Source organism: Rhizobium tropici CIAT 899, from assembly GCF_000330885.1.
GTDB lineage: Bacteria > Pseudomonadota > Alphaproteobacteria > Rhizobiales > Rhizobiaceae > Rhizobium > Rhizobium tropici.
Genome location: NC_020059.1, coordinates 1,370,022 through 1,386,947, shown reverse-complemented (window position 1 = coordinate 1,386,947; position 16,926 = coordinate 1,370,022). Strand labels below are relative to the sequence as shown.

Genomic DNA, 16,926 nt, shown 5'->3' with positions numbered 1-16,926 from the left:
TGTTCCTGTTTTTACGCAGTTCCGGACGCTAAACCGCTTCGCACTTTTGCTGGAACAGCCATAGCCCGATCCGCGACCGTTCCTCGTCAAAGCTGAATGAGATCGAGACCTCGGCCGATCTCGCTCTTGGCGATCTCGACTACGCTCTTTTCATGGGTAAACAGGATCGTCTGGAAACGATCGGCCGTAGCAGCCAGCACCTGCAGACCGGCGCTGACGCGCTCGTCGTCGAACGTTTGGAAAATATCGTCGACGATTAGCGGCGCAGGCTCGTTGCGGGCGGAGTAATCCTCGAGAAATGCCAGCCGCAGCGCGAGATAAAGCTGATCGCCCGTTCCCTCGCTCAAGCCGTCAAGCGGCACACGCTCGCCTGCCGCACGCTCGGCCAGCAATTGCAGCGTATCGCTTTCATCATGCGCTTCGACAAGACGGGAGAAACGACCGCCGGTCAGCTGCGAGAACAACTCGCCCGCCCGACTGATGACGGGATCGGCCTGCTTTTCGCGATAGGCTTCCATCGAGCCAGCCAGCATTCGCGCTGCGACCTTGAGGACAACCCATTGCCGGGCAAAGTCCTTTGCCTCCTGCTCAGCCGCAAGCCTCTCGAAAACTGCGTATTCTGCGCTGACCCCAGTTTCCAGAGCCTGTCGTTGGCGGCGGTTCTCAGCCAGCCGGGCCGAAAGCTCACCATGCATGGCGAACTGCCGCTGATCCTCCTCGGTCAACCGCTCGATTTCGAGATCGGCTGCAACCCGCTCAAAGCCGGCAAGCTCGGCGCGAAGCTCGTCTTCGGCCTTGCCGTCAGCCTGCTGGCGGAATCGATCGCGGCTTTCGGCAAGCCGTGCGGCGAGACGCGCACGTTCGCGCAGTCGCGAGAGCAGTGCGGGAAGATCGTCGACACCGCGAAGATCCGCGGTTAGCTGGTCGAGTTCGACGGCAACGGCGGCGAGCGCTGCCTCCTGGCGTGTTACCATGCCCTGCCAGCGCTGCCGCTCCTCTTCGAGACCGTCGCGCTTTTTCAGCTCTCCGCGCATGGCGTTGACCCGGGTATGCAGCGCCTCGGCAGCGGCATCCGGCGGCAGATGATCCAGCTCATAGCCGCTGTTGGCGGCAAGCGTTGCCAACCGCCGCTCGAAATCGGCCATGTCGCGGCGCATGCCGCTAACCCGGCGCAGACGGTTCTCCCGCTCCGCTAGGACATCGGGCAGTTCCTGCCATGCCTTCAGGGCAACATTCGCCATCTCCAGGGTCGTGTCGGACGGCAGCCGGAGCAGTTCGACGGCCTTGGCGAAGGCGGCGCGCCAAGCGACCTGCTGACGTTCCAAGAGCTGCTGCTGATCGTCGAAGCGAGCCAGCCGATCACGCGCGGCCCCGATCTCGCCTTCCCGCGTGCGGCTTTCGCTCCAGCGCTCGGACAGAAGGCGCAGATGCTTGCGCAAGCCTTCCGCAATCGCAGCCGGCGGAAGGCGGCCGCTCTTGTAGCCGGTCGCCTCGACGATATCCTGCAGAGCCGGCAAAACTCGACCTTCCGCCAGTGCATTCTCATCCCGTTGATCGACTAAATCCCGCAAAGCCTTGCGCTCGCGTCGCAGCAGCTCCACTCCGCGGCGCCATTCCAGCATCGTCGATGGATCAAGCGCGTCGACGCCGCAGGGTACAAAAAGCGCCGCAAAGGCTGCCTGTGCATCCTTCAGCGCTTTCTCGTAGCTCTTCAGCCGTCTAGAAGCCTCCTCCCGCTCCCGCAGCAGACGCGCCTGCCGCAAACGATAGTCGGCGTGGCGCGCGACACGATCCGCATCGCTCAGGGCGGCATCGGCCAGACGATCGGCCTCAGCCACCCCAACAGTCAATGCGGCAAGCGCCTTAGCTTCCGGAGCTGCGCCCTCGGTCCATTTCTGCTGGATGGAGGACCATTGCGCATCACGGCTTTCGCGCTCGGCGACGATCTGTTCGCGCGTAACAACCGGCCCGGTGCGCTCGGCATCCGCGAGGATTCGTGCTATTTCCGCCAGCTGCTCATCATAAGTCTGCAGCTTGCCGGTGGCATCGCGCACCTTCGATCGAGCGGCGTCGATCGCATCGCGATGTCCCGTAATCTCCGTCGCTTCCGGAAGCGGCACAGAAAACAATACATCGATGTCACTGACCGGTGGCTGCAGCCGTCCGGCCGCCTCGTGAAGATCGGCCTCGATGCGGCGTATCTGGGTTTCCAGCCCATCAAGGCGAGCCAAGGCGGAGAGATCGCTGCCCAAAGCCTCAAGCTGGTCAATATAAGGTCTCGGATCGATCAGTCGTCCGTTAAGGCTGTCCCTCTCCAGAGTGGTAAGCTGCCTGCGCTCGCTGTCAGCCTGCTCGGCAAGCGACTGCAGCTGCCGCGCGAGCTGCCGGCCTTCGTCCACCAATTCGGACAGGCGCGCGCGGTCGAGGTCACTCGGCTGCTGCCGCTCCAGCTCGGCCTCGGCAAGACCGAGACGGCGGGCAAGTTGGGAAAGCGTCGTGTCGTAGCCAGCGAGTTCCTGATCGACGCGCGGCAGGTCCTGCCGTTGAGCACGGTAGTTGCCGGTATCTGCAAAGAGCTGGGTGATATCGCCCGACATTTGGAGCAGCGCTTCATCGACGTGAACACGCGCGAGGTCTTCCTCGGCACGCACAACGGCTTGTTGAGCACGGCGCAGTTCCTCTTCGCTCGTCTGTTTATCGCGCAGCTTCTGTTCAAGCCGGTCGGCGAAACCGTTCGGTATGGCGGCGAGATCGGAAAGGCCGTCGAGTGCAAGGTTTTCCGCATCGATCTCGGCAAGCAACGGCTGCAGGGTCTTCAGCCGCTTGAGCCGATCCAGCGCCTCGCGCGTGCCGCGGCGCTCCGCCTGCAGGCGCTCCAGCTCCGCTTCCAATTCGGACGCCTCGGCAAGAAGCTTCTTCCAGTCGCCGGATTTCAGCTCGTTGTCCCGCTCAGCCTTACGGGCATTCTCATAGCGATCGAGAGCCTGGTAGAAGCCGCGGTCCTTCGAACGTCGGGCTGCATAGATGCTTTCAGCCTCCGCTTCCAGCGACTGGCGCAGGCGCGACAGACCGGTAAGCCCGGACGCTGCAGAAAACAGCAAGCTGCCGATCTCGCCGCCGCTGCGCAGCATGGCAGTCGCACCCTGCCGCAGCCGCTGTGAATCGAGGCCGAAGGCGCGCTCGAAGACATCGCGGCTCAGATTGCCGAGGAAGGGCGCAAGCGCATCGTCGGCAAGCGCCGTCTCCTTGTCATCGGGCGCGAGAAGCGTCCCCTTGCGGCCACGGCGGCGGCGAAAACTTAAGCATGCGCCATCGCGCGCGCTGAGATCGGCGCCGATCCGCAGGGTATTCGGCTCATGCAGGAAGCTTTGCTCAGCAGCGGCCGGGAAACCGAAGAGAAGATCTGAGATCGCGCTTAAAGCCGAGGATTTACCCGCTTCGTTCGGACCATAGATCACATGCAGCCGTGCATCGGGGCGAAAATCGATCGATCGATCGGTCAGCGCGCCGTAGCGGAGAATATCGAGCCGGGCGAAGCGCATCAGCCTGCTCCCTGCCCGCGCGCCAGCAGCAGTTGCCGCGCCTCTTCGATGAGAGTGTCCATGCTGTCGTCCAGCGGCAGTTCCGTTGCGCCAAGGCCACCCGGCAGGCGCACGGCGATCTCGTCGATCAACCGACCTGCTTCCACGGCTATATCAGCATCGCCGGCATGTTCAGCGAGGAGCTGGCGCAGATCGAGCGCGCCGTCCGTGTCCGCTGCTCTCTCCGGCGGCGGTTCCAGCCGCAGCTCCAGCTTTTCCAGCCAGATATCCTCATGCACGCGATGGCAGGCCGCTTCCACCTCGTCGCGCCATTGCTGACGGTTGGCAGCGATCGCACCCTGCAGCGGCGTTACGCCGGAAAGCCGGACGCGCAGCGCGGTCATGCGCCCTGCCATCTCATCGGCCAAGGGCCGTACCGCCTGCTCCACATGACGCAGGATCGCCGCCTGATCGTCCTCCGGTCCAACCACGATATCGACTTGCGCAAAGCGCGCCTCATCGACGATCAGACGCTGATGATCGATCCGCCCGTCTTCGACGGTTACCAGCACCGCTCCCTTGGCGCCGCGCTCGCGGATGTTGCGGCCCTGCAGATTGCCCGGAAAGATGACGAGCGGGTCCTGCGCGACCACTTCATAATCATGCACATGGCCGAGCGCCCAATAATCATAACCGCGCGAGCGCAGATCATCGACGGAGCACGGCGCGTAGGGTGCGTGCGGCTCGCGGCCGGTGAGCGAGGTATGGAGAATGCCGATATTGAACCAGCCGGAAACGGGTGCCGGATAGGTGATCGCCAGATTGTCGTTGGCGGAGCGTTCGGCAAAGCCCTGGCCGTGCAGCGCCACCTTCAGCGCCTCCAGCTTGACACTGCCCGGCTTGCCGGTCGGAAATTCATGGACGTTTGCTGGCAGAGTGATGGTCTTGGTGATGACGCTCGCCGCATCGTGATTGCCGCGCAGCAGATAGACCAGAATGCCCGCCCTCTCCAGCCGCGCCATTTCGCGATTGAAGAACAGGCCGATCTTGTTGTCCTTCCAGTCGCCATCATAGACATCGCCGGCGATGACGAAGAAATCCACCTGCTTTTCGATCGCCAGCCCCACAAGGGTCGAGAACGCCTTGCGGCTCGCTTCGACGAAGACCGCCGCAACGGCGGCATCCTTCAAGGCAAGGCCCTGGAACGGGCTGCCAAGATGCAGATCGGCGGCGTGAATGAAGCTGAAAGAGGGCATGAGCTCCGATGTCGTCAGAAATCCGATCTCCCCTTTTAAGGAAACGAAGGCGTTGTGAATACCGCGCCGGCGGCTTCATCCAACGGTTTCGTAAGCCGGCCAGCGCCTGCCATGTTTCTCAGTCACGCGATTGCGATCCTCGATCACCAATGTGCGCTTGTGGCCCTGTCGGACGGCTGCTACTGCGCTATCATCTTACGAATAAAAGAGAGGAGACTTTTCATGAGACATCATGCCTTTGGACGGACGCCCTTTATCGTGACGGATGTCGGTTTCGGAGCCTGGCAGATCGGCGGCGCATGGGGCGATGTCAGCGAGGTCGACGGCCGCGCAGCCTTGAACGCAGCCCTTGACGCCGGCATGACCTTCATCGACACCGCCGACGTCTATGGCGACGGCCGCTCGGAAAAGATCATTGCCGATGTACTGAAGGCACGCGGCGGCGAGCGCCCGATGGTGGCGACGAAGGCCGGCCGCCGGCTGAGTCCACATGTGGCCGACGGCTATACCAAGGCCAATCTGGAGGGCTTCATCGACCGCAGCCTGAAGAACCTCGGTGTCGAGAGCCTTGATCTCGTGCAGCTTCACTGCCCGCCAACCGAAGTTCTTTATCGACCGGAGGTTTTTGCCGGTCTCGACGGATTGCAGAAGGCCGGCAAGATCAAGGCGTACGGTGTCAGCGTCGAGAAGGTCGAGGAAGCGCTGAAGGCGATCGAATATCCGGGGGTCGTCAGCATTCAGATCATCTACAATATCTTCCGTCAGCGGCCCGATCATCTGTTTTTCAAGGAGGCCAGGCGCAAGAACGTGGCCGTCATCGCCCGCGTTCCCCTCGCCTCCGGCCTGCTATCCGGCAAGATCACCCGCGATACGCAATTTGCCAGCGATGACCACCGCAACTTCAACCGCCACGGCGAAGCCTTCGATGTCGGCGAAACCTTTGCGGGCGTGCCGTTCGAAGTTGGTCTGCAGGCCGTGGAAGAAGTGCGCAAGCTGGTTCCGGCCGGTGCCAGCATGGCAGCCTTTGCACTCCGCTGGATCCTGATGAATGACGCCGTCACCGTCGTCATTCCGGGTGCGCGCAATGCCGAACAGGCCAAGGCCAATGCCGCCGCGGCCGATCTCGCTCCGCTTTCGGCCGATGTCATGGCAGCAACGCGCGAAATCTACGAGCGCCTGATTGCACCGCACGTTCATCATCGCTGGTAGGGCCATTTTGGCATGAATAGCCGGGACCACGTTCCGGCTATTCGAAAATCAATTCGAAACCGAAGAGGAGGAAGAGAATGAAAGTAGCGCTGGTAACGGGGGCATCGCGCGGCCTTGGCGCCGTAATCGCCTTGCAGCTCGCTGAGGCCGGCTGGGCCGTCGCCGTCAACTATGCGAGCGACACTCAGGGGGCAGAGAAGATCGTCGATACCGTTCGGCGGCGCGGTGGCCAGGCTTATGCCGCAAAATTCAGCGTGATCGACAAAGACCAGCTCGTGGACGGTCTGGAAAAAATCAGGGCATCGCTCGGACCGGTCGATCTCATCGTCAACAACGCGACCGGCCCTCAGCCGGACATGCCGCTCATGGAACAATCCTGGCGGACTTACCTCGATCAGCTCGAATTCTTCGTCAAGGCGCCGCTGGAATTGCTGCAAGTCGTATTGCCGGACTGGCGGGCGCGCAAGTCGGGCCGCATCATCAACATCGGTTCCGAGATCGCAGAACTCGGCAATCCTTATGTCGGAAACTACGCCGCGGCGAAGGGCGCCATGCTCGCGATGACGCGCTCCTGGGCGAGAGAGCTCGCGCCGGAAGGCATCACCGTCAATCTCATCGCGCCGGGCTGGATACCGGTCGAACGCCATGCCGATGCGTCGCAGCAGGCGAAGGACGGCTATCTCGCGCAGACGCCCCTTGCCCATTTCGGCAGGCCGGAAGATATCGCCGATGCCGTCGTCTTCCTCGCCTCGAGCAAGGCAGATTTCATCACCGGCCAGAAACTCGCGGTCAATGGCGGCCGGACGCTGCTCTGACTCTGCGCTTCGGTAGCAAAGCTCATCAGCCGAAGCTGTGGTCGTGGCGCCGCCTCGCACCTCAAGCAGCCATCCGACGCCGGCTCCGCGGTTTGGAGCGGGCATCTATTTTTTCGAGGTTTGTTTTCGGCCGCGAGTTGTCGTCCTTTCGGGTATGCTGCGCCCATATTCGCTCCACCATGCGGTCAAGGCTTCCATGGTAGGTCCAAGCCCCCTTGCCTTCGCGGTGATTTCATATTCCACGCGAGGCGGAACTTCGGCAAAGACAGTGCGTGAGATTAGACCATCAGCCTCCAGCTCCCGCAATTGCGTGGTCAACATGTGCTGCGTGATGCCTGGAATGGCCTTGCGCAGCTCGTTAAAGCGATAGATCCGCTGGTTGAGAAGCCACATGATTTCCAGCTTCCATTTTCCGGAGAGTAGTGTGAACGCACGGCGCATCTCTTCATGCATATTGATGCCTGGTTCATTAGTCTGGTTTTCCATACTTACCACACCAAATTCATCCTACTTGTATAGATTCATTTAATATCACATTTTCAATCAGCAGACCGGAGAAATGGCGGATCGCCATTCCGGACATCGAAAAACTTGAAACGGAGCAAGCTGCCGGAGCCATTCGGCGGCAACGGATATCCCATGTCTGAATTCTATGTTTACTGGGCCGCAACGGCCTTGCTAATCCTGCTGTACCTGGCCTCCGCCGTGACCTACGTCGCCAAAACCGAATGGGTACGGCAAACGATCCTCGGCTTTGGCTACCCCAGCTATCTCGTCAACCTTTTGACTTTCGTGAAGCTCGCCGCCATTGCCGCTATTCTATCGCGGTTCAACGTCGCTATCAGCGATCTGGCCTATGCGGGCATGTTGTTTCACCTCCTGCTTTCCGGACTTGCTCACATTGGCGTTCGAAAACCCGTAGGCGCTCTGCCGGCTATAGTCGGACTGGCATTGCTCGTAACCTCCTTCGCCATGCAGAACGCGGGACGCGAAATTCCCTCACCATACGCATTTGCGATGGCGCTCTAATTGCCAAACCCGAAAGGAAATCGAATGGGAAAGCTAACCGGAAAAGTGGCTATCGTCGCCGGTGCCGGCAGGGGCATCGGACGTGCCACGGCGGAACTCTTTGCGGCGGAAGGCGCCAAGGTCGCCGTATTGTCGCTCACCCCAGCCAACGTGAATGCCGTCGTCGCTCACATCCAATCCAAGGGAGGAACCGCGCTCGGCGTGGTCTGCGATCTGAGCGACGGCGAGCAGATCGCCGAGGCAGTGGCAAAGGTGGTGCAGACATTCGGAGGGATCGATATTCTGGTGAATGTCGCATTCGACCCGACCGTCGTTCACTCCTCGATCCTCGATCTCTCCGTAGAACAATTGCAACGCAACTTCGATATGGGCCCGATTGCATATCTGCGAACCATGCAGGCCTGCTATCCATACCTGAAAGCCAGCGGAGAAGGCCGTGTGATCAACTTTGCGTCTCTGGCAGGCATTCTCGGCATGTCCCCTTACGGTCCATACAACCTCGCCAAGGAGGCCATACGTGCTCTCACGAGATCCGCTGCCCGCGAGTGGGGTCCGGACAATATCACCGTCAACAACCTCCTGCCCGTAGCCGACACTTGGGGCGCAGGGCCCGACACTCCTCCACCAACGAATGCCCTTGGCCGCTTCGGCTCACCCGAAGACGATGTCGCACCCGTCGTCCTGTTCCTTGCCAGCAGCGATTCGAGATTCATCACGGGTTCAAGTCTGACGCCCGATGGTGGCCAGATCATCGACAGCGCCCGATAGCTCCCGTTGGAGCACCGCATGAACACATCGGCGTTCATCCTGCCCGATGCGGATGGCGATTGCGGATCGGAAATCACCCATAAAAAAGGGCCCGCTCTCGCGGGCCCCAATCTTGTCCACCCCGCAAGGCTAAAGCCTCACAGCGGGTGAAACGAATTAGCTGTTGACCGAATCCTTCAGGCCCTTGCCGGGCGTGAACTTCGGTACGTTGCGGGCAGGAATATCGACCTCGGCGCCGGTGGACGGGTTACGGCCCTTGGTGGCTGCACGGTGAGAAACGGTGAAGCTGCCGAAACCAGCAAGGCGAATGTCGCCGCCCTTCTTCAGTTCGGCCTGGACAGTATCAAAAACAGCGTCGACAGCGGAAGCAGCGTCAGCCTTCGTGATACCGGCCTTCTCGGCCACTGCGGACACGAGCTCATTCTTGTTCATGTTTCCACCCCTTTCTCTGGTATGAAACGACTTATCAGTAAGCGGGGTGCAAATGGGAATGCTCTTACCCGCCGCAACCCCAAAAGCCCTGCAAATCAAGGAAAAGCAAGCGTTGGCATACGCTTTTCACAAAAAAGACCGGCAAAAATGCCGGTCTTTTCGTCCATTTATGTCAATTCGACAGAATTGAGGCGAAGGGGCTCAATGAGCGATGGTAGAACCCACTTCGTCGACGCCTTCGACCGTTGCGATCACAGGCGTTTCCACGGTGCCATCCCACTCGATCGGCTCAGGACGGCGAACAAGCGCGTGCTTGATCACCTCGCCCATGCGCGACACGGGGATGATTTCCATGCTGTTCTTCACGTTGTCCGGAATCTCCGCCAGATCCTTGGCGTTTTCTTCCGGGATCAGCACCTTCTTGATGCCGCCGCGCAGTGCCGCGAGCAGCTTTTCCTTCAGGCCGCCGATCGGCAGCACACGGCCGCGCAGCGTGATTTCACCCGTCATGGCAACATCCTTGGAAACCGGGATGCCGGTCATGATCGAGACGATTGCCGTTGCCATGGCGACACCGGCCGACGGACCATCCTTCGGCGTCGCACCTTCCGGCACGTGCACGTGGATGTCGCTCTTGTCGAAGCGAGGCGGCTCGATGCCGAAATCGACGGCGCGCGAGCGGACGTAGGAGGCCGCCGCCGAGATCGATTCCTTCATGACTTCCTTCAGGTTGCCGGTGACCGTCATGCGGCCCTTGCCCGGCATCATCACGCCTTCGATCGTCAACAGCTCGCCGCCGACTTCAGTCCAGGCAAGACCGGTGACAACACCGACCTGATCGTCGCGCTCGGCTTCGCCGTGGCGGAAGCGCGGCACGCCGAGATAGTCGGAAATATTCTCCGCCGTAACGGCAACCGACTTTACCTTGCCCTTGATGATCTCGGTGACCGCCTTGCGGGCGAGCTTCATCAATTCGCGCTCGAAGTTACGAACACCGGCTTCGCGGGTGTACTGCTGGCTAATCGCCATCAGGGCGCCGTCGGTGACCGAGAATTCCTCCGGCTGCAACGCATGTTCCTTGATGGCCTTCGGCAGCAGGTGCCGCTTAGCGATCTCGCGCTTCTCGTCTTCGGTATAGCCGGCGATACGGATGACTTCCATGCGGTCCATCAGGGGCGCAGGAATATTCAGCGTATTCGCCGTCGTGATGAACATCACGTCCGACAGGTCATATTCGACTTCCAGGTAGTGATCCATAAAGGTCGAGTTCTGCGCCGGATCCAGGACTTCAAGCAGAGCCGAAGACGGATCGCCGCGATAGTCCTGACCGAGCTTGTCGATTTCGTCGAGCAGGAACAGAGGGTTGGACTTCTTTGCCTTCTTCATCGACTGGATGACCTTGCCGGGCATCGAGCCGATATAGGTGCGGCGGTGACCGCGGATCTCGGCTTCGTCGCGAACGCCGCCAAGCGCCATGCGGACATACTCACGGCCGGTCGCCTTGGCGATCGACTGGGCGAGCGAGGTCTTGCCGACGCCCGGAGGGCCGACGAGGCACAGGATCGGGCCTTTGATCTTCGTCGCGCGAGCCTGGACGGCGAGATATTCGACGATGCGTTCCTTGACCTTCTCCAGGCCGAAATGATCCGCTTCGAGGATCTTCTCGGCGTTGTTCAGATCGGTCTTGATCTTCGACTTCTTGTGCCAGGGGATGCCCAGCAGCCAGTCGAGATAGTTGCGCACCACGGTCGCCTCAGCCGACATCGGGCTCATCTGCCTGAGCTTCTTCAGCTCGGCATCGGCCTTTTCCTTGGCTTCCTTCGACAGCTTAGTCTTGGAGATGCGCTCTTCCAGTTCGGCCATCTCGTCGCGGCCTTCCTCGCCGTCGCCGAGCTCCTTCTGGATCGCCTTCATCTGCTCGTTCAGATAGTATTCGCGCTGCGTCTTCTCCATCTGGCGCTTGACGCGCGAGCGGATGCGCTTTTCGACCTGCAGAACCGAAATCTCGCCTTCCATGAAGCCGAGTGCCTTTTCCAGGCGAGCCTTGACGCTGGTGGTTTCCAGCATTTCCTGCTTTTCGGTGATCTTGATCGAAAGATGCGATGCAACGGTGTCCGCCAGCTTCGAATAATCATCGATCTGGCTGGCTGCACCGACCACTTCCGGCGAAATCTTCTTGTTGAGCTTCACATAGCTCTCGAATTCGGAAACGACGGAGCGGCTCAAAGCTTCGAGCTCGACCTGGTCTTCTTCCGGCTCATGCAGGACATGGCCAAGGGCTTCGTAGAAGTCTTCACGGGCGGTATATTCATCGATTTCTGCGCGCGCACGGCCTTCCACCAGCACCTTGACGGTGCCGTCGGGCAGTTTCAGCAGCTGCAGGACATTTGCAACGGTACCGACCTTGTGGATGGCGTCCGGCGCGGGATCGTCATCGCTGGCATTGATCTGGGTGACGAGCATGATCTGCTTGTCCGAACCCATGACCTCTTCCAGCGCGCGAATGGATTTCTCCCGTCCGACGAACAGAGGCACGATCATGTGGGGGAAGACCACGATGTCGCGCAACGGCAATACCGGATAGGCAATGCTGTCGTGTGCCGCAGACGTTTTCTTACTCATGTCATTTCCTTTCCGTCGTCCCGTTCCCGGGCTCTCTGCCGGCTTGGGGGAGTTAGCCGGCTCTCTCACTTGGTAAACAAGTGGAGCTTCACACTGCCTATTTCAAGTCACAGGAAACGCCCGCCAGAAGGCAACGATCCCGCATATACGCAAGGAGGAACGCAACAATAAAACACCAAAGCCCGACAACTCGAACGCTGCCGGCGACGTTAATATCCGAAGAAAAACGCCGGGCCTGCGCCCTGTCCGCCTCGTGCTCCAGAATCATGCCATCATGGCCGCAGCAGGGGCTCTTCACAACCGGTTCCGACGGCATTCCCTTAAGCTTATCCAAGACTTTATCAGCAAACCGGGCGATTTTTCAAACAGAAAGGGGCCCGTCGATGACGAGCCCCCGATTCGTGATCACGGATGATGGATCAGGCTGTTGCGTTGGCCTTCTCCTCCTGCCGGTCGGCATAGATGTAGAGCGGGCGGGCCGAGCCGCGAACCACTTCCTCGGAAATGACCACTTCGCGCACGCCTTCCAGCGCCGGTAGTTCGAACATGGTATCGAGGAGGATCTTCTCCATGATGGAACGTAGACCACGGGCACCCGTCTTGCGGACGATCGCCCTGCGGGCGATTTCGCGCAGGGCATCCTCGTGGAAGGTGAGCTCGACATCCTCCATCTCGAACAGGCGCTGATACTGCTTCACCAGCGCGTTCTTCGGCTCGGACAGGATCTGGATAAGCGCATCGGCATCCAGATCTTCCAGCGTCGCCAGAACGGGCAGACGGCCGATGAATTCCGGGATGAGACCGAACTTCACCAGATCTTCCGGCTCCAACTCGCGCAGCACTTCGCCGACACGGCGGTCATCCGGTGCCTTGACGGTCGCGCCGAAGCCGATCGAGGTCTTCTCGCCGCGGGCGGAGATGATCTTGTCGAGGCCGGCAAACGCACCGCCGCAAATGAAGAGGATGTTGGTCGTGTCCACCTGCAGGAATTCCTGCTGCGGATGCTTGCGGCCGCCCTGCGGGGGAACCGAAGCCACCGTGCCTTCCATGATCTTCAGAAGTGCCTGCTGCACGCCCTCGCCCGAGACGTCGCGCGTGATCGACGGATTGTCCGACTTGCGGGAAATCTTGTCGACTTCGTCGATGTAGACGATACCACGCTGTGCGCGTTCGACGTTGTAGTCGGCAGCCTGCAGCAGCTTGAGGATGATGTTTTCGACGTCTTCGCCGACATAGCCTGCTTCGGTCAGCGTCGTCGCATCGGCCATGGTGAAGGGCACGTCGATGATGCGGGCGAGCGTCTGGGCAAGATAGGTCTTGCCGCAGCCGGTCGGGCCGACAAGCATGATGTTCGACTTCGCCAGCTCGACGTCACCGTTCTTCGATGCGTGAGCGAGCCGCTTGTAATGGTTGTGAACGGCTACGGAGAGGATCTTCTTCGCCTGCCGCTGGCCGATGACGTATTCGTCAAGAACCTTGATGATGTCCTGCGGGGTCGGAACACCGTCACGAGACTTCACCATCGAGGATTTGTTTTCCTCGCGGATGATGTCCATGCATAGCTCGACGCACTCGTCGCAGATGAATACGGTCGGTCCGGCAATCAACTTCCGGACTTCATGCTGGCTCTTACCGCAGAACGAACAATAAAGCGTGTTCTTTGAGTCGCCGCCGTTGCTGCCGCTGACTTTGCTCATATCACTTTCCTTCCAGCACGCCGCAAATTTCCAACTTGAAATCGCGGTCCACTCTATGCGCCCGCCGGACCTGCCCCTCGTTTGCAGATCGCGGCGCCCTTCAGGGTACTGAACGCAGGCCAGGCAACCAAACCGGAACTGCGTGGCAACGATCCCCCTTCGAATGCCGAATGCTATGTCATAAAAACGCTACATAGCATTAATGCGTACTATTACCGCGTTCTGCTCCACATTAAACCCCTATTCGATCACAAATGGGATAGAACTGTGGCGTAGAAGTCACCGCCTAGTGGATAATCACGAGGCGGTTTCACCTTCTATTTCAGTACGCGACGTCAGCACCTTGTCGATCAGACCCCATTCCTTGGCCTCGTCGGAAGACATGAAATGGTCGCGATCGAGCGTCTGCTCGACCTCTTCATAGGTCCGGCCGCAATGCTTGACGTAAACCTCATTAAGACGGCGCTTCATCTTGATGATGTCGCGTGCGTGGCGTTCGATGTCCGAAGCCTGACCCTGGAAACCGCCCGAAGGCTGGTGAACCATGATCCGGGAATTCGGCGTTGCGAAACGCATGTCCTTGTCGCCGGCGGCCAGAAGCAGCGATCCCATCGAGGCAGCCTGGCCGATGCAGAGCGTCGAAACGGCCGGCTTGATGAACTGCATCGTATCGTAGATTGCCATACCGGCAGTGACAACGCCGCCCGGCGAATTGATATAGAGAGCGATTTCTTTCTTCGGGTTTTCGGCCTCAAGGAAGAGAAGCTGTGCGCACACCAGCGTCGCCATATGGTCTTCGACCGGTCCGGTTAGGAAAATGATGCGTTCCTTCAGCAGGCGGGAATAAATGTCATAAGACCGTTCCCCGCGGTTGGTCTGCTCGACAACCATCGGCACCAGAGCCATAGCTGTATCGACTGGATTTCTCATGTGCGTCCTTTATCAAACTTGTCCCGGCGACGGAAACGCCGGGAATCGGAGTAAAAATCCTTTACTCCTACATAGAGTGTCCCTGCCCTTCACTTCAAGACGCCCGAAAGCATAACGTCAAAAAGCTCTAAGGACCTGCGAAGCGTTCACAAAGCATTTCTAACCGCGGCTCTCCGAATGCCAAGGTGCTGCAGCGACACGCAAGCTGCAACTCACCATATTTCCAGATCGCAAGGTGAAGGAAGCGTGAAGGCCCGGATCGGGCCGACGTACATCTTCAGCACAGGCAAAATTTACCAAGGCACTTAAGGAACTTGCCATCTTATTGGGCAAGGATGAAACGGACACGGAAATCGTCGCGCAGTTTGCGCCGGTAGCCGAAAACAGCGGAGACGTCCGATCGTGCTGAATATGACCACAGGCCTGACCATCTGGTGCTCGGAAGCCATAACGCTGGCGACCGTTCTCCTTCTCGCCTGGCGGCATGATCGCAAATCCCCAGCCTATTTGATCTGGGCACTGGGTTTCACCGTCAGCGCCGTGGGATTCGCGTTGGTGGCTGCTCGAGGTCTCATCCCCGATATATGGTCGATCCAGATCGGCAATGCCGTAGCCCTGCTCGGCGAAAGCGCCTGGATCGTCGGATTCCGCGTCTTGGACAGGCGCAGACTGGAATGGTCCGCATTCCTGCCGCCGGCCATCTGGCTGATCGGCGTCAGCCTTCCCTGGGTCACCGGCAATTTCGCCAATCGCGTCATCGTCTATGATCTCGCGGGCGCAGTCGGCGCGACCTTGCTGGCTTTTGCCGTGCATCCGGGCGACGGCCGACGGGAGCCGGCGCGCGGGCAACTCGGCATCGTCTTCGTGGCGCTCGCCTGCTTCTGCTTCGGTTCTGCTCTGTGGATGGTGCTTGCTGCCCCTTCACTGGAAGAGGCCATGATCTATCGCGGCTACATGGCGCTTGGCTATGGACTGCTCGTCATCATCGCCATCGTTCTCAACGGCAAGCTTCTCATGGAGCGCGCCGAGCGCCGCTGGCGGGCAATATCCATCACCGATACTCTGACGGGAGTTCTGAACCGGCGCGGGCTTCAGGAAAGCTACGAAATTCTCGTCGGCAAGGGGCAGCAACAACAGCAAAAGCTTGCCGCCCTGCTGTTCGATCTCGATCATTTCAAGAAGATCAACGATCGCCATGGCCATCAGGCGGGCGATGCGGTGCTCGTCGAATTTGCCCGCATTGCCCGTCAGTTCGTGCCTCGCACCGGCGCATTTGGCAGAATGGGCGGGGAGGAATTCGTCGCCTTCGTTCCGATAGACGAGCAATCGCAGGCCGAGGCGCTGGCGGAAACCATCCGCGCTGATTTCTGCCGGGTACCGCTGCTTGCCGGCCGCACGCTAGTGCCGGCAACCGTCAGCATCGGCGTTTCGATCATGCCGCACGATACCGTCAGCTGGGATCGTCTTATCTCTTTCGCAGACCATGCGCTTTACGCTGCCAAGCGCGCAGGCCGCAACTGCACCATCCTCTTCAACGAAACTGAGACTGCCAGGGAGCCCGATGCCGCATTTGCAGCGGACGAAGGCGAACTCGTGCCGACCCTCGACGACCAGATCCACGCCTTGCGGCGCATGGGTACACTCGCGAGGATGTGATCGGCTTGTTCGGCGCATCCCATTCTATCGGCTTTGGTTTGACCAAATTGCATAGCCGCCCAACACGACGGCCATTCCCCAACGCAAAAAGCGCGCCTGAATAGCGCGCTTTCGCAAATTTGACAGCAATGTCCAGCCGTATCAGCCGTAACGACCGGTGATGTAGTCTTCCGTGCGCTTGACCTTCGGCGCCTGGAAGATCTGCTCGGTCTGGCCGTATTCGATCAACTCACCAAGATACATGAAGGCAGTGCTGTCGGAGATACGGCTCGCCTGCTGCATATTGTGCGTGACGATAACGATGGTGAAGTCGCCCTTCAGCTGCGACACGAGTTCTTCGACCTTGGCGGTCGAGATCGGATCCAGAGCCGAGGTCGGTTCATCGAGCAGCAGGACTTCAGGGCGAATGGCGATGGCGCGAGCGATGCAGAGGCGCTGCTGCTGCCCACCGGAAAGGCCAAGTCCGCTCTGGTGCAGCTTGTCCTTGACTTCGCTCCACAGCGCCGTTTCCGTCAGCGCCGCTTCGACGCGGGCGTCCATTTCCGACTTGGAGACCTTCTCATAGAGGCGGATGCCGAAAGCGACGTTCTCATAGATCGACATGGGGAACGGCGTCGGCTTCTGGAACACCATGCCGACCTTGGCGCGCAGATCGTTCAGATCGACGTCCTTGGTGAGGATATTGCGGCCATCCAGCAGAATCTCGCCCGCAACCGTCTGACCCGGATAAAGGTCATACATGCGGTTGAAGGTGCGCAGCAACGTGGACTTGCCGCAGCCCGAAGGGCCGATAAAGGCGGTGACCGCATTCTTGCGGATGTTCATATTCACGCTCTTCAGAACGCGATGGCCGTTCTGATAGGTGAAATCGAGGTTCTTCACCTCAAGTTTCGCCAGACCGAGATCCGACTGGGAAGCAGCATCCTTCCCCGGTTGTGCGTTGACGCTCTGGAAATTGCTGTCGCTCATGTTCATGGTCTCATTCCTATCG

Annotated in this window: 13 protein-coding genes; 5 read left to right on the top strand and 8 right to left on the bottom strand. The window is 59.8% G+C overall.

Annotated features, from left to right (window positions below):
- Positions 1-86: 86 nt before the first annotated feature.
- On the bottom strand, positions 87-3,542 hold the full coding sequence (locus tag RTCIAT899_RS06735; protein WP_015339487.1) for an ATP-binding protein: 3,456 nt from the start codon (positions 3,540-3,542) through the stop codon (positions 87-89).
- Positions 3,542-4,777, bottom strand: coding sequence for a metallophosphoesterase family protein (locus RTCIAT899_RS06730; RefSeq protein ID WP_015339486.1), 1,236 nt, complete (start codon positions 4,775-4,777; stop codon positions 3,542-3,544). The genes RTCIAT899_RS06735 and RTCIAT899_RS06730 overlap by 1 nt, the downstream gene beginning before the upstream one ends.
- Positions 4,778-4,999: 222 nt before the next feature.
- Between RTCIAT899_RS06730 and RTCIAT899_RS06725 the strand changes: the two genes are divergently transcribed.
- Positions 5,000-5,986: an aldo/keto reductase gene (locus RTCIAT899_RS06725; protein ID WP_015339485.1), complete on the top strand. Its 987-nt coding sequence runs from the start codon at positions 5,000-5,002 to the stop codon at positions 5,984-5,986.
- A 77-nt stretch (positions 5,987-6,063) separates the two neighbouring features.
- A complete protein-coding gene (locus RTCIAT899_RS06720) occupies positions 6,064-6,801 on the top strand; it encodes an SDR family oxidoreductase (protein WP_015339484.1) in 738 nt (245 codons plus the stop codon).
- Between the two features lie 105 nt (positions 6,802-6,906).
- Here RTCIAT899_RS06720 and RTCIAT899_RS06715 read toward each other — a convergent pair whose 3' ends face one another.
- Positions 6,907-7,287, bottom strand: a complete 381-nt coding sequence (locus tag RTCIAT899_RS06715; protein WP_081598368.1) for a winged helix-turn-helix transcriptional regulator — start codon at positions 7,285-7,287, stop codon at positions 6,907-6,909.
- A 153-nt stretch (positions 7,288-7,440) separates the two neighbouring features.
- Here RTCIAT899_RS06715 and RTCIAT899_RS06710 point away from each other — a divergent pair, with 153 nt between their 5' ends.
- Both RTCIAT899_RS06710 and RTCIAT899_RS06705 read left to right on the top strand, forming a co-directional pair.
- Positions 7,441-7,830, top strand: a complete 390-nt coding sequence (locus RTCIAT899_RS06710; RefSeq protein ID WP_015339482.1) for a DoxX family protein — start codon at positions 7,441-7,443, stop codon at positions 7,828-7,830.
- Between the two features lie 24 nt (positions 7,831-7,854).
- Complete coding sequence (locus RTCIAT899_RS06705; RefSeq protein WP_015339481.1) at positions 7,855-8,598, top strand: SDR family NAD(P)-dependent oxidoreductase; 744 nt, start codon at positions 7,855-7,857, stop codon at positions 8,596-8,598.
- A 156-nt stretch (positions 8,599-8,754) separates the two neighbouring features.
- Here the strand turns inward: RTCIAT899_RS06705 and hupB are convergent, their stop codons facing one another.
- From hupB to clpP, 4 genes are all read right to left on the bottom strand, one after another.
- Positions 8,755-9,030: a DNA-binding protein HupB gene (hupB, locus tag RTCIAT899_RS06700; RefSeq protein ID WP_015339480.1), complete on the bottom strand. Its 276-nt coding sequence runs from the start codon at positions 9,028-9,030 to the stop codon at positions 8,755-8,757.
- A gap of 201 nt (positions 9,031-9,231) precedes the next feature.
- Entirely contained in the window at positions 9,232-11,652 is a 2,421-nt protein-coding gene (gene lon / locus RTCIAT899_RS06695) for an endopeptidase La (protein WP_015339479.1), read from the bottom strand.
- 419 nt (positions 11,653-12,071) lie between these two features.
- Positions 12,072-13,349 (bottom strand): ATP-dependent Clp protease ATP-binding subunit ClpX, encoded by a 1,278-nt coding sequence (clpX, locus tag RTCIAT899_RS06685; protein ID WP_015339478.1) that lies wholly within the window; start codon positions 13,347-13,349, stop codon positions 12,072-12,074.
- 297 nt (positions 13,350-13,646) lie between these two features.
- Positions 13,647-14,279, bottom strand: coding sequence for an ATP-dependent Clp endopeptidase proteolytic subunit ClpP (gene clpP / locus RTCIAT899_RS06680; RefSeq protein WP_015339477.1), 633 nt, complete (start codon positions 14,277-14,279; stop codon positions 13,647-13,649).
- Positions 14,280-14,690: 411 nt separating this feature from the next.
- Here clpP and RTCIAT899_RS06675 point away from each other — a divergent pair, with 411 nt between their 5' ends.
- Positions 14,691-15,935, top strand: a complete 1,245-nt coding sequence (locus RTCIAT899_RS06675; RefSeq protein WP_210305371.1) for a GGDEF domain-containing protein — start codon at positions 14,691-14,693, stop codon at positions 15,933-15,935.
- A 141-nt stretch (positions 15,936-16,076) separates the two neighbouring features.
- Here RTCIAT899_RS06675 and pstB read toward each other — a convergent pair whose 3' ends face one another.
- Positions 16,077-16,910 carry a phosphate ABC transporter ATP-binding protein PstB gene (gene pstB / locus RTCIAT899_RS06670; protein ID WP_081598367.1) on the bottom strand — a complete coding sequence of 278 codons (834 nt, stop codon included), beginning with the start codon at positions 16,908-16,910 and terminating at the stop codon, positions 16,077-16,079.
- Positions 16,911-16,926: the final 16 nt, after the last annotated feature.